At 46.9% G+C, this 13136-nt stretch carries 14 protein-coding genes; all 14 read right to left on the bottom strand.

Features of this window, described 5'->3' with window-relative positions:
* Positions 1 to 144 precede the first annotated feature (144 nt).
* The 14 genes from rlmN to ACX4JR_RS06865 all read right to left on the bottom strand — a co-directional run bounded on the left by rlmN (position 145) and on the right by ACX4JR_RS06865 (position 13136).
* Positions 145 to 1215: a dual-specificity RNA methyltransferase RlmN gene (gene rlmN, locus ACX4JR_RS06930; RefSeq protein ID WP_476060284.1), complete on the bottom strand. Its 1071-nt coding sequence runs from the start codon at positions 1213 to 1215 to the stop codon at positions 145 to 147.
* A 45-nt stretch (positions 1216 to 1260) separates the two neighbouring features.
* Complete coding sequence (gene rsmB, locus ACX4JR_RS06925) at positions 1261 to 2613, bottom strand: 16S rRNA (cytosine(967)-C(5))-methyltransferase RsmB (protein ID WP_476060283.1); 1353 nt, start codon at positions 2611 to 2613, stop codon at positions 1261 to 1263.
* 13 nt (positions 2614 to 2626) lie between these two features.
* Complete coding sequence (locus ACX4JR_RS06920; RefSeq protein WP_476060282.1) at positions 2627 to 3394, bottom strand: DUF116 domain-containing protein; 768 nt, start codon at positions 3392 to 3394, stop codon at positions 2627 to 2629.
* Positions 3395 to 3411: 17 nt separating this feature from the next.
* Complete coding sequence (gene fmt, locus ACX4JR_RS06915) at positions 3412 to 4347, bottom strand: methionyl-tRNA formyltransferase (RefSeq protein WP_476060281.1); 936 nt, start codon at positions 4345 to 4347, stop codon at positions 3412 to 3414.
* 78 nt (positions 4348 to 4425) lie between these two features.
* Entirely contained in the window at positions 4426 to 4878 is a 453-nt protein-coding gene (gene def, locus ACX4JR_RS06910; protein WP_476060280.1) for a peptide deformylase, read from the bottom strand.
* 17 nt (positions 4879 to 4895) lie between these two features.
* Positions 4896 to 7127 carry a primosomal protein N' gene (gene priA / locus ACX4JR_RS06905; RefSeq protein ID WP_476060279.1) on the bottom strand — a complete coding sequence of 744 codons (2232 nt, stop codon included), beginning with the start codon at positions 7125 to 7127 and terminating at the stop codon, positions 4896 to 4898.
* Positions 7128 to 7198: 71 nt separating this feature from the next.
* The gene (locus tag ACX4JR_RS06900) at positions 7199 to 7654 is read right to left on the bottom strand and encodes a hypothetical protein (RefSeq protein WP_476060278.1); all 456 of its coding nucleotides are present in this window, start codon (positions 7652 to 7654) and stop codon (positions 7199 to 7201) included.
* Positions 7655 to 7774: 120 nt separating this feature from the next.
* Positions 7775 to 8371 carry a PLP-dependent cysteine synthase family protein gene (locus ACX4JR_RS06895; protein ID WP_476060277.1) on the bottom strand — a complete coding sequence of 199 codons (597 nt, stop codon included), beginning with the start codon at positions 8369 to 8371 and terminating at the stop codon, positions 7775 to 7777.
* A 93-nt stretch (positions 8372 to 8464) separates the two neighbouring features.
* Positions 8465 to 9688, bottom strand: a complete 1224-nt coding sequence (gene coaBC, locus ACX4JR_RS06890) for a bifunctional phosphopantothenoylcysteine decarboxylase/phosphopantothenate--cysteine ligase CoaBC (protein WP_476060276.1) — start codon at positions 9686 to 9688, stop codon at positions 8465 to 8467.
* Positions 9688 to 9915, bottom strand: a complete 228-nt coding sequence (gene rpoZ, locus ACX4JR_RS06885) for a DNA-directed RNA polymerase subunit omega (protein ID WP_476060275.1) — start codon at positions 9913 to 9915, stop codon at positions 9688 to 9690. Before rpoZ ends, coaBC begins: the two co-directional genes overlap by 1 nt.
* Positions 9916 to 9932: 17 nt before the next feature.
* Positions 9933 to 10535 (bottom strand): guanylate kinase, encoded by a 603-nt coding sequence (gmk, locus tag ACX4JR_RS06880; RefSeq protein WP_476060274.1) that lies wholly within the window; start codon positions 10533 to 10535, stop codon positions 9933 to 9935.
* A 14-nt stretch (positions 10536 to 10549) separates the two neighbouring features.
* Positions 10550 to 10831, bottom strand: coding sequence for an extracellular matrix/biofilm regulator RemA (gene remA, locus ACX4JR_RS06875; RefSeq protein ID WP_476060273.1), 282 nt, complete (start codon positions 10829 to 10831; stop codon positions 10550 to 10552).
* A 27-nt stretch (positions 10832 to 10858) separates the two neighbouring features.
* Positions 10859 to 11746: a YicC/YloC family endoribonuclease gene (locus ACX4JR_RS06870; RefSeq protein ID WP_476060491.1), complete on the bottom strand. Its 888-nt coding sequence runs from the start codon at positions 11744 to 11746 to the stop codon at positions 10859 to 10861.
* A 196-nt stretch (positions 11747 to 11942) separates the two neighbouring features.
* A complete protein-coding gene (locus tag ACX4JR_RS06865) occupies positions 11943 to 13136 on the bottom strand; it encodes a pyridoxal phosphate-dependent aminotransferase (RefSeq protein WP_476060272.1) in 1194 nt (397 codons plus the stop codon).

The following is a 13136-nucleotide window of genomic DNA, read 5'->3' as shown; positions in this document are numbered from 1 at the left end:
TCCGGATTCCTGATTTTTAAGTAATTTAAACATTTGGTAAAGTACATAAAATAAAAAGAAATAAAGCAATATCAAGAACAGGTAGCGTAAAACAAAAATATATTTGCCGAACAATTTTTATTCCACCTTAGCATAACTGCTGTATTATAAGTGCCTTTGGCCCAAAACACTTCGCCTTAATTGGCCACAGGCAGCGTTAATATCGGCACCCAGTCCTCTGCGAATGGTAACATTTATCCCGCAGCCCTCAAGAACAGCTTTAAACCGGGCCACCCTTTCCCTGGGGCTTTTTTTGATGCCGCGCTCCGGTACAGGATTGGCAGGAATTAAATTAACCAAACAAAGCATATTCCTCAATTTACGCCCCAATTCCTTTGCATGTACCGGAGAATCATTAACGTTATCAATTAACGCATATTCAAAAGTAACCCGGCGTCCGGTTAACTCCACATATTGCCGGCACGCCTGTAAAAGTTCATCCAGCGGATACTTTTTATTAATAGGAACCAGGATGTCGCGCAAATCATTATAGGGAGCATGGAGGGAAATTGCCAGCGTAATTGGTATTTTTTCTTTACCCAACCTTTTGATTTGCGGAACCAGCCCGCAAGTAGATAAGGTAATATGCCTGTAACCTATGTTAAGTCCATACTGGGCGGTGATTTTTTTTATAAAGTCCATAACGTTATCGTAATTGTCCAAAGGTTCTCCCGATCCCATAAGAACCACATTACCTACCCTTTTTTGGACATCATTTTGCATAGTAGTAACCTGATCATAAATCTCCCCGGGCCGCAAATTGCGCACCAGCCCCTCAAGGCCCGATGCGCACAATTTACACCCCATCCTACAGCCCACCTGGGTGGAAACGCAGGCCGTTAAGCCATATTTATAAACCATTAATACACCCTCAACAGCATTACCGTCATCCAGACCGAAAAGGTACTTGCAGGTGCCGTCCTTTGAAACCTGCCTTTTAATTATGGTAAGGCCTCCAGGGGCTCCTATTTCTTTTAAACGGGCCCTGAGATCAAGGGGCAAGTCCGTCATTTCATCGAATGAACTTGCCCCTTTTTGGAAAAGCCACCTGGCAACCTGTTTAGCCCTGTATTTTTTTTCACCCAATTCCCCCATTAACTTTTCCAGTTGTATCAGGTCTAAGTCCTTAAAGTAAATTTCCTTACCAGGAATAGAAAATATTTCCTTATTATTCATAATTTTCTAATCTCCTGGATTAATATTTTTTCTACAAAAAGATACTTAATTCCTCTTTTTTTGTATTCTCGCTATAAAAAAACCATCCATTTGATGCTTGTGGGGCAACAATTGAATATAACCCTTTTTTAAATCACCCAGAGACGGGGGAAGAAAACCTTCCAGGGAAGTAAGATGAAAGTCCTGGTTAGAGGCTAAAAACTTCATAATTAAGCCGGTGTTTTCTTCTGCTGTAATGGTACACGTACTATATACCATCACCCCGCCCGGCGCAAGGCACCGGCCTGCTTCCTCCAACATTTCTCTTTGCAGGCCGGCCATCTCCTTGATGCGTTTTTCATCCTTGCGCCAGCGGGCATCGGGCCGCCTTCGCAAAACACCCAGGCCCGAGCACGGTGCATCAAGCAAAACATAATCCGCCCAGTTTTTAAAAGTTTTTGAGAGTTCTCTGGCATCTCCTTCCCAGGTCTCAACAATATTTATGCCCAGGCGCCGGCAATTATCCCTTACCAATTGCAGCTTGTGGGTGTAAATATCACATGCCACTATTTTACCCTCGTTCCCCATAATCTGCGCCAGGTGAGTGGTTTTCCCGCCAGGGGCGCTGGCCATATCCAGCACCCTTGCCCCGGGCTTCGGTGCAAGGGCATGTCCCACCAGGATGGAACCTTCATCCTGGACTTGCATAAGCCCTTCCTTATAAGCCTTTAGCTCACTTAAGGCATAAGCCCCCTGAATATTTATTCCTTCAGGCGCATAACGGGCCGCCGTCACCGTTAAACCTTCATTTTCAAGCTCGGCCATCAATTCTTCCCGGGGCAATTTCAATGTATTGGTGCGCACAGTGGTAGGGGCGGATTCGTTGTTGGCCTTACAAAGTGTTGCGGTCTCCTCAAACCCGAACATTTCCACCCACTTGCGCACCATCCACAGGGGATGGGAATACCGTATAGCTATAAAATTTAAGGGATCTTCATTGGGGTCAGGAAAAGTAATACTACTTTTTTTCCGGACGATGCTGCGCAAAACCCCGTTTACAAATTTCACCGTTCCGCTGTGCCCGTAACGGCGCGCCAAATTAGCTGCTTCGTTACACGCTGCGGAATCGGGAACCCGGTCCATGTATAAAAGTTGATAAACCCCCATCCGTAAAATATTTCGGACAGCGGGGGTTTGCTTTTTTAAAGGCTTTTTTAGGAATTGTTCCAATATCCAGTCCACCGTATTTAACGAGCGCAAGGTACCGTAAACCAGTTCGGTGGCAAAAGCACGGTCAAGTTTAGAAGGGCCTTCCCGGTCTAAAAGTCCCCGCAGGGCTAAATTCGCATATGCTTCCCGGGTCTCCACTGCCAGCAGAACTTGCAAGGCAATTTCCCTGGCGCTTATATTTTTTTTCAAATGCTTCACCCCGTCACGTAATAAGGTGTTGTATGGCATCTTCCACTTTGGAAACGTTTATACAGGTATTGTTGCACGGCCCGTTGGGCCGTATATTAGTAATCCCCAGTACCGGAATGGGATTTGCATCCAATATTCCGCTGGTAAGATCCCGCTCACAGGCAATGGCCACTATAGCCTTGGGCCGGTACTCCTTCACATATTTGCGGGCCAGGGTGCCCCCCGTGGCTATGCCAATATTAATACCGTATTTGTCCCGCAGTTTTAAGAGGTCGTTTATGGCACATCCCCCACACCTGCGGCAATTGTCTACGCTGCCGGTTATTTTATGAGGACAGGTACTGCGCTGCAGGCAGTGGGGAGCAAGAAGAAGTATTTCTTCGGATTTTAGACTGATGTGCTTAGCCTTAACCAGATGGTTATTAACCTGTACGAAAGAATTTCTAATACGGTCCATATCTATGCGAAAAATTTTACCCACGGCGAGGACCAGCGGGAAAAAAGTATTTATGGCCATACGCATTGGCCCTTGGAACAAACTCACGGTTTTGGAAAACCACAGGGTAAGGATTATGCCTGCAAACCCAAAGCCGGCCAAAAATATAATCCCTAACATAAAGATTACCAGCGCCAGGAGTACTAATTCATATACCAGGGACTGGCGGGGATTGAAGAGAAGATACCAAACGGCCATAATTAAAAAGCAGGCGGCCAGCAGGCTGGCTCCCAAAAGGCCTATAAACAACCTTTTCTTTTCGTTAACCTGGACCAGGTTACTCATGATATATCTTCCTTTCTTTAACCACCTAAGAATGTACCTGCCGGTAAAGAATGCCCCCTTAAAAATTGTTCGGCAGCCATTTTTTTCCCGCCTTGCAGCTGTAATTGGGTTATTAACACGGTTCCGTTACCGGTTTGTACCGTTATGCCGCGGTTTGGATCGACATCAAGTATCGTACCTGGAGGCCTTATCCCTTCACCGCATTCACTTTCAACTTTCACTTCCCATACTTTTAATATATTTCCGTTCCAAGTGGTCCGGGCCCCCGGCCAGGGATTTAACCCTCTCACCAAATCCTTTACCTGGCGGGCGGGTTTGTTCCAGTCAATAATCTCATCTTCTTTGGTTAAGGGGGGGGCATAGCTGGCCTCGGCATCATTTTGAGGTATTCTTACAACTTTACCGGTTTCTACCACATCCAGGGTCTTTAGCAGCAAGCGGGCACCGATCTCGGCAAGGCAGTCGTGCAGTTTTCCAACTGTATCATTTTCTTCAATGGATACCGATTCCTTGAGCAATATGTCACCGGTATCCAAGCCCCGTTCCATAAACATGGTGGTAACCCCTGTTATTTTTTCTCCGTTTATTATAGCCCTGTGAATTGGAGCAGCTCCCCGGTATTTGGGCAGTAGAGAGGCGTGAACGTTTATACAGCCCAGCGGTGGAATGTCCAATATTTCCTGGCTCAAAATTTTTCCGTAAGCCACCACAACAATTACTGCCGGGTTAATCTCCAGCAGTTTATTTTTAATCTCGGACAATTTTTCCGGCTCGTATACCGGCAGGCCAAAAAGATTTGCCAGTTGTTTTACCGGTGTAGGTTTTAATTTTTTTCCCCTTCCCCGGGGCCTGTCCGGCTGTGTGACCACGGCAGCCACCTCATGCCGGCTTTCCATAAGGGCGCGGAGTGAAGGGACGGCAAAATCGGGGGAACCCATAAAAACAATTTTCATCACCATCGCCCCAGCTTTTTATATTTATTCATTTCCTAAAACCAGTAAATCCAATCACATTTTGGACAAGAGGATCTGTTATACTTTCCTTAAATTTACTGCTTTATCAATAAAGAGTATTCCGTCAAGATGATCGATCTCATGTTGAAGGGCCCGGGCCAGCAATCCATCGGCGTCATATTGTACCTCATCGCCCTTCCGGTTAAGTCCCCGCACCAGCACTTTTGCCGGGCGGGCTACTTCGCCCAATACCCCGGGAACACTTAAACAGCCTTCAACCGCCGTATCGCTGCCCTCAGCCTTGATTACCTCCGGGTTTATCAGTTCAATTAAACCGTCACCAACGTCCACCACTATCACCCGCTTGGACACCCCGATCTGGGGTGCAGCCAAGCCAACGCCTTTATACTCATACATTGTATCCCGCATGTTATCCAGTAATTTATAGATATTGCGGTTAATGTCAAGAACTTTTTTGGCTTTTTTTCTGAGAATTCCGTCCTCTGCCTCTACTACCTTATAAACCGCCACCTAAGTACACCCCTTTTTTACATCATATTATAAGGATCTATATCGACGCTGAACCGGGCAGCCTTTCCCGATTCCTTTTCCCTGGCAGCCATCGATGCTTTTCTGATTGCTTCCCTTAAAAGACTTTCATTTTTACTCCATAATACCATGTGCACGCGGTAACTTCCCCGTACCCGCGCCAAAGGGGCCGGCGCAGGACCCACAGCCATAATTTTTTCCGGGCCCTTCAGGTAACCGCTCAAAGCCTTAAATACTGCTTCCGCCATCTCATTTACCTTATCTTCCTTTTGCCCTGAAAATACCATCCGCGCCATCCGGCTGTAAGGGGGATATTGTAATTGTTTTCTTATTTTCATTTCCCTTCTAAAGAAATCAGAATAATTCCCCCCGGCAGCAGCCCTTATGGCATAATGGCCGGGGTTATATGTTTGAATTATCACCTCTCCGGGGCTTTCAGACCGGCCCGAACGGCCGGCGACCTGGGTAATTAACTGAAAGGTGCGTTCCGAAGCACGAAAATCGGGCATGTACAGGCCGATATCGGCACTTATTATTCCTACCAGCGTTACCCCGGGAAAATTCAATCCTTTTGCCACCATTTGCGTTCCAATAAGTATATCCGCCTCTCCGGCTGCGAAGGATTCCAAAATCCTTTGATGAGCCCCTTTGCGCCCGGTGGTATCGGCATCCATCCTTAAAATGCGCGCTCCGGAAAACAGCGTGGCAGCCTCTTTCTCCACCTTTTGGGTCCCGGTACCCAAATAGCTTATGTGCGGGCTGCGGCATTCCGGGCATAAGCTGGGCGCCATTTGTGAATAGCCACAGTAATGGCAGCGAAGCTTTCCCTGCAGGTGATAAGTAAGGGAAATGTCGCAATTGGGACATTTCATCACCAGGCCGCATTCCCGGCAAACAACAAAGGTATTGAAGCCCCTCCGATTTAAAAAAAGAATTACCTGCTCTCCCTTTTCCAGCCGCAACGTGATTGCCTGAAATAACTTGGTACTGAAAATCCCGTGGTTTCCGGCACGAAACTCTTTACGCATGTCAACCACTGCTATCTCGGGCATGGGCCGGTTATTTATACGCTTCTCCAACTTCAAAAGGTTGTAAGGCCCGTTATTTATTGCCCGGCAATAACTTTCCAAAGACGGCGTTGCGCTGCCCAAAATAATCACGGCATTATTAAAATGTGCCCGGTAAAGGGCCACTGCCCGGGCATGATAACGGGGATTTTCATCCTGTTTATAGCTAAATTCATGTTCTTCATCCACAATTATTATTCCCAGGTTATTAACCGGGGCAAATATTGCCGATCTGGCCCCCAAAACAATACTGGCTTCGCCGCGGGAAATCCTTTCCCACTCATCGTACCTCTCCCCCTGGGACATGCGGCTGTGCAATACTGCCACCCGGCTGCCGAAACGTTCCTTGAAACTTTTGATCATTTGCGGAGTGAGGGAAATTTCCGGAACCAAAACAATGGCTGACCGTCCCAAACTTAAAGCATGAGCAATACTTCGTAAATATACTTCCGTTTTTCCACTGCCTGTCACCCCGTGAAGCAGGAAAACCCTGTGTCTTGCCTCCTGTAAACTACGGGTAATTTGACTTACAGCCGCTTCCTGTTCCTCCGTCAGATCCGGCAAGTAATTTGTCTGCTTATACCCGGAAAAAGGGTTTCTTTCCTGGACCCGCTCAGCGGCCTTAAGAAATCTTCTTTTAACCAGATTATCTATCACCGAATAGGAAACACCGGCTTGTTCCGCCAGCTGCCTTTTGGTCAGGCCCGGGTATTTGGCGGCCGCCCGCAGGACGGCAGCCTGTTTCTTAGCCCGGCCCAAAGTATCAATTATTTGACCGAGTTCTTCCGGATGGAAATTGGGATAAAAATATTTTACCCTTGGTGGCGCCGTTCCGTGAAGTCTCGGGTGAACCACACACTGCAAAGTTCGTTGAGGGGAACTTAAGTAATACCCTGAAATCCAGCGGGCAATTTGAAGCTGTTCCTCTGTAAAGACCGGTTTGTCATCAAACAGCTCTAAAATTTCTTTCAGTTCCACTTCGCCAGGCGGGTCCGTAAACCCCACAATAAAACCGCTTACCTTTCTTTTCGCCAGGGGTACCAATACCCGGCTTCCAATGCATACCTTGCCCTGTATCTTAGCAGGAACTTTATAGTGAAGGGGCTTCTGTAAATTATGGCCCCCAGTCTCCACAATTACTTCAGCCACTTTGTCGGCATACAAACAAAATCACCCTCTAAGACAGCGGTTAACACAAAACATTAAGTTAATTATAGACCATAAAAACACAGCCCTCAATCCATTTTCTGGCCGGAAGGAACTCTCTTTTCGGAAGTGTTAAATTGAAAATTAATTTTGGGACCAACATCATAAAAGGTTTGAGACTCTTTTAAATTACGGGAATTATCCGGGCCGGGTAAAAAAGCCTTTTTTTTCCCGAAATTACTACCGGGAAGTGATTCACCGGCAGGGGGGTGACGGGGTGCGTGTACTATGGTAATACCGTCTAAAAGAATCTCCTCCTCGTGAGCCAACTGCCCCCCCTCGTAACTTCGCCGGCGAATCTCAGCCCTGGGGATGAAGGCTGAAACCTCGTAAGGTACGTCTAAATTAACCTTGCGCCTTAGGCGCATGGTAACACCCTCGATTTCAATCTCAACTTCATCTACTTGTAAGGCCGAAGAGCAGGTCGGGTACCTTTTTTTCTCTTTAAGCTTTTCCTTATTTCTTTTCCAGGGAAAATTAAACATAAAAGAAGAACCTCCGGCTTTAACACCATTATATGAAAGCCGGAAAGTATTGACATCATAGTGGCCTGCCGTCAGTAATGTTCAAAGCCTTCTTTTTAACCTGGCGGTTCTAATAAAAATTTAAGACTCACCATATAAATTCACGCTTAAATGACACTCTCCGGTATCGGGAAGAATGGTGAGTACTGTTTTCCCCGGCCTCAGCCGCCTGCCGATTTCCACGGCGGCGTAAACGGCGGCCCCGCCGGAAATTCCGGCTAAAATACCCTCTTCCCGGGCTAAGCGCCTGGCCATTTTAAAGGCCTGGTGGTCTGTTACCACAAAAGGTGAGTCGACAAGGGATAAGTCTAAATTCTGCGGTATAAAACCGTCTCCTATGCCCTGTACGGCAAGTTTTCCTGCGGGCCTGCCGGAAAGAACGGCAGAACCGGAAGGTTCCACGGCATACACCTGCATATGGGGATATTTTTTCTTAAGCACCCTGGCAACCCCGGTCAGCGTGCCGCCGGTCAATTTAAATTCAGACAAAACCCGTTCCAGGAGGTGGGACGATGTTGAAGTGTGCCCGCTGTGGCTGCAAAATACAGGAAGATGAAAAGGCAGCAAGGTAACCAAGGAGGAGCTGGCAAAGGCAATGAACATCCCCGCATGGGAACTGGAAAAACAGTTTGCCGTCCTGCGCCACTGCCAGCTGGTACGGGGATTTAAAGAAGGCAACTAAATATATCTGACCTTGATGTAATGTCCTCCAAGCCGGAGACATTTTCGGCTGAATATTAATAAATGGCAACCAGCAAATAAGGCTGCCATTTATTTTTTATGACTTTCCTTTAATTTTTTTACATTATCCAGTATGACGTGACCCAATTCTTCTTTATCCATCCTTGGCAGTGTTTGCACAGTGCCGTCGGGGAATATCAGCCTGGCAATATTGGTATCGGTGCCGAATCCCGCCCCGGGAACAGTAACATCGTTGGCTACTATAAGGTCCAAATTTTTTTTGCGCATTTTGCGGGTGGCGTTTTTCTCCAGGTCTTCTGTTTCAGCAGCAAATCCGACCAGAAACTGATTTTTCTTTTTCCTCCCCAGCTCCAGGAGTATATCCGGGTTTCTCTCCAATTCCAGTATTAGAGTATCCCCGTCCTTCTTAATTTTTTGCTCTGCCACATTTTTCGGTGCATAATCTGCCACGGCAGCAGCTTTAATGACTACATCCACATAGGGATAATGTTTCAATACTTCCCTGTACATATCCCGGGCAGAGTCAACTTCTACCAACTGAACCCCCGGAGGTGGTTCCGGGTGCAAAGGACCGCTGATCAGTATTACCCGCGCTCCCCTTTTCCGCGCCGCACGGGCAATTGCGAATCCCATTTTTCCTGTGCTGCGATTGGTAATAAAACGCACGGGATCAATGGGTTCCCTGGTTGCTCCGGCGGTAACCAAAACAGTATAACCACTTAAGTCCTGGTCAAGGGATAACTGGTCCTCCAATTCTTTGATAATGCGAGAAATGTCCGCCAGGCGCCCGGGACCGGTATCCCCGCAGGCCAGGCGGCCATAATCCGGCTCCACCACGGTATATCCCAAATCCCGTAACCGCTTAATATTTTCCTGTACCGCAGGATGACGATACATTGCTGCGTTCATGGCGGGACAAATAAGAACCGGGCTTTGACAGGCCAGGAGCATGGTACACAATAAATCATCGGCCATACCGGAGGCAGCCCGGGCCAGGAAATGGGCGGTGGCAGGTGCAATTATTGCGGCGTCAGCCCTTTGGGCAAGTTCCAGGTGAGGGAAATTCCAGCCGGGCGGGGACTCAAAAACATCCACGTGAACCACATTGCCCGATATTGCCTCAAAAGTTACCGGCCCGACAAATTTCCCAGCCGCCCTGGTCATAATAACATGAACCTCTGCACCTTTTCTTCTCAGGGTACTTACCAGATCAACGGCTCGGTATGCCGCTATTCCGCCGGTAACGCCCACCACTATTGTATATCCGTGCAAATTCAGCTGTTTACCCGCCATTACTTTATACCCTGTTTGGTACGCCTGAATTTAATTTTTCCTTCACCGATTTCTTTAAGGGCCAATGTTACCGGCTTGGCAGCATTTTTTTCTTCTTTGCTGTTTCCCCGTTCTTCCGTGATAGCCCGCGCTCTTTTTGCCGCCACGACTACCAGAGAATAGCGGCTATCCATTTTTTCCATAAGTTTATCCAGGGACGGTTGATTTAAAGGCATATTTTCGGCCATACTACCACCTCCCAATTTTATTTAAACCACCTTGCATCCAGGACCTGACAGTGTGGCCGGCAGCGTTCCGCCTCAATTATGGCATTGATTTTTCCGGCGGCGACTTCCACTTTATCGTTAATTACCAGGTAATCATACTTATCTATTAATTTTATTTCTTTTTTGGCCCATTGCAAGCGGAGTTCAATTTCCTCCGGTGAATCGGTTCTTCGGGCATGCAGCCTTGCCCCCAGTTCTTCCGGAGTAGGTGGAAGTAAAAATATTAAAATAGCCTTTGGGAACTTCTTTTTTACCTGGAGAGCACCTTGTACATCTATCTCCAGGATAACATCCAGCCCTTTTTTCATTGCCTGTTCCACAGGCTCCCGCGGTGTGCCGTAATAGTAATTATATACGTTGGCCCATTCCAGAAGCTTATCCGTTTTAATCATTTCTTCAAATTCTTCCCGGCTGACAAAGTAATAATCCGTTCCGTCTATCTCCCCTGAGCGCGGGGCCCGGGTGGTGGCAGAAACGGAATAATACAGGTTATCAATATAGCGGGATAAAGCCTGGCGCACCGTACCTTTTCCAGAACCTGAAGGTCCTGATAATACTATCAAATTTCCTCTACAGCTCATCTTAAATCACCCAGCTAATCGTTATCCGTGCCGGAATTTTGGGATAAAACATTCTCTTTATTAACCAGGCGGTGAGCTACTGTCTCCGGCTGAACAGCAGAAAGAATAATATGGTCACTGTCAGTAATAATCACCGCCCTGGTTCGCCTGCCATAGGTGGCGTCAACCAGCATGCCCCTGTCCCGCGCTTCGGTAATAATCCTTTTTATGGGGGCTGATTCAGGACTAACAATGGCGACAATCCGGTTCGCCGAAACAATATTGCCAAAACCGATATTTATAAGTTTTATTTCCATATTACTTTCCCTCCTAAAAGTCTGGCCCTATTCAATATTTTGCACTTGTTCGCGAATTTTTTCCAATTGGCTCTTTATTTCCACAACCAGCTGGCTAATGGTCAGGTCGTTTGCCTTGGATGCAATGGTATTTACTTCTCTGTTCATTTCCTGTATCAAAAAGTCCAGCTTGCGTCCAACAGGCTCATTGGAATCGAGACAACGGGAAGCCTGATAAAGATGGCTATTCAACCGGACTGTCTCTTCCGTAATATTGGAACGTTCTGCAAAGATAGCCACTTCCGCCGCCAGCCGCCCCTGATCAAGGGCACCTTCCCTAAGCAACTCCTGCAAGCGATTTTCCAATCGCTTGCGATAATCTTCCACCACCAGTGAAGCACGCTTTTCAATTTCTGCATTCAGCCGGATGATGGAATCTATACGCTTACTTAAATCCAGGCGTAATCTTTCTCCCTCCGTTTCCCTCATATTTACCAAGCCGCTTAGCGCCTCTTTAAGCGCCTCTGCCACAAACGGCCACCACTGTTCCACATCCTCCTCCGGCTCTTCCACAACCAGTACATCGGGCATTTGAATAATATCCCGAAAGGAAGGCTTGCCGGGAAGTTCCAAAAATTTCTGTAATTCCTCCATCGCCTTATAATAAGATTCTGCCAGATTCTTGTCAACTTTTACCGTTACAGGTTTCTCCCCTTCATCCTCCATGAAAAAAAAACCGTCGACCCGTCCCCGGGAGATGTACGCCTGAATGAGGCGCTTACTTTTTTCTTCTAAAGGCAGCAACTTTTTGGGCAATCGTAAAAAAATTTCACAAAAACGGTGGTTTACCGATTTAAGCTCCACAGTAAACTTTTTACCTTGACCGTAGGCCTCACCGCGGCCAAAACCGGTCATACTTTTGATCAAATATTTCACCACCCGAAATTACTCGTCTTACTTAAGTACTTTTTCTACTTTTAAAAAATAATTCCTTTAAAATTAAGAAAGCTTGAGAAAATCCTTGCTATATTGTGAGAATTGCCTAACCAGACCTATATTTAGCCTATATGGTCATTAACATTATGTCAAGAAGAAAACGCCCCCAAAGGGGCGCCAAGATACTTAATAATATTTATTGCAATTTTTTTAATAACCCTTCTATCCGGTTGAGGCCTTCTTCTATGTTTTCCATTGAAGTGGCGTAAGAAAGACGGAAACAATAATCATCCCCAAAAGCAATTCCCGGAACCACTGCTACTTGAGCTTCGTTCAGGATCAGTGAGGCCAAGTCCGATGCATTGGATACCTTTTTTCCATTATACGACTTCCCCACAAGACCCTTCATGCTCGGAAATACATAAAACGCTCCTTGGGGCATGTTACAGGATAAACCGGACATGGATTGCAGGCGCTCCATCATATATTTTCTGCGCCGGTTAAATTGTGTTACCATTTCGGCAACAGGCACCTGAGTCCCCGTAAGGGCCGCCAGCGCAGCCGCCTGGGCGATGGATGTGGGATTCGACGTGGAGTGGCTCTGCAAGTTAGCCATGGCCTTGGCCACCTTTACCGGCGCAGCTGCATATCCTATGCGCCATCCGGTCATGGAATAAGCTTTGGATACCCCGTTTATTACCACCGTTCGCTCTTTTAATTCGGGACTTATTTGGGCTATACTCACATGCTCTTCTCCGTCATAAATAAGTTTCTCATAGATTTCATCGGAAATAATTGTAATATTATTTTCCAATAGCACCTCGCCCAGGGCAGCAAGTTCATCCCTGGTATATACGGCCCCGGTGGGGTTACTGGGACTGTTTAAAATAATTACCCGCGTCCGCCTGGTTAGGGCCGAACGCAATTCCTCCGGAGTCAGTTTAAAGCCGTTTTCCTGCCTGGTCTGAACTATTACAGGGGCGGCCCCTGCCAGTTTAATTTGTTCAACATAACTTACCCAATAAGGAGCAGGTAAAATGACTTCATCCCCCGGCTGGCAGAGTACCATAAAGGCATTATACAGGGAGTGCTTCGCCCCTGCGGAAACAACCACCTGGCCGGGCTCGTAATCCAGATTATTATCCTTCTTAAACTTTTCAACAATGGCCTCTTTCAAGGGCTGAATACCAGCCACCGGGGTATATTTTGTCATTCCCTTTTCCAGGGCTTCCACAGCTGCTTTTTTTATGTGTTCGGGAGTATCAAAGTCAGGTTCTCCCGCACCGAAATTTATCACTTTGATACCTTCCGCAATCATTTGCTTTGCCTTGGAGTCAATGGCTAATGTGGGCGACGGGCTTATATTTTGGGCACGTTGACTAAGTTCCAT

It is taken from the genome of Desulfofundulus sp. JL263-se (assembly GCF_056316025.1).
This window is presented reverse-complemented; position numbering and strand designations above follow the sequence as displayed.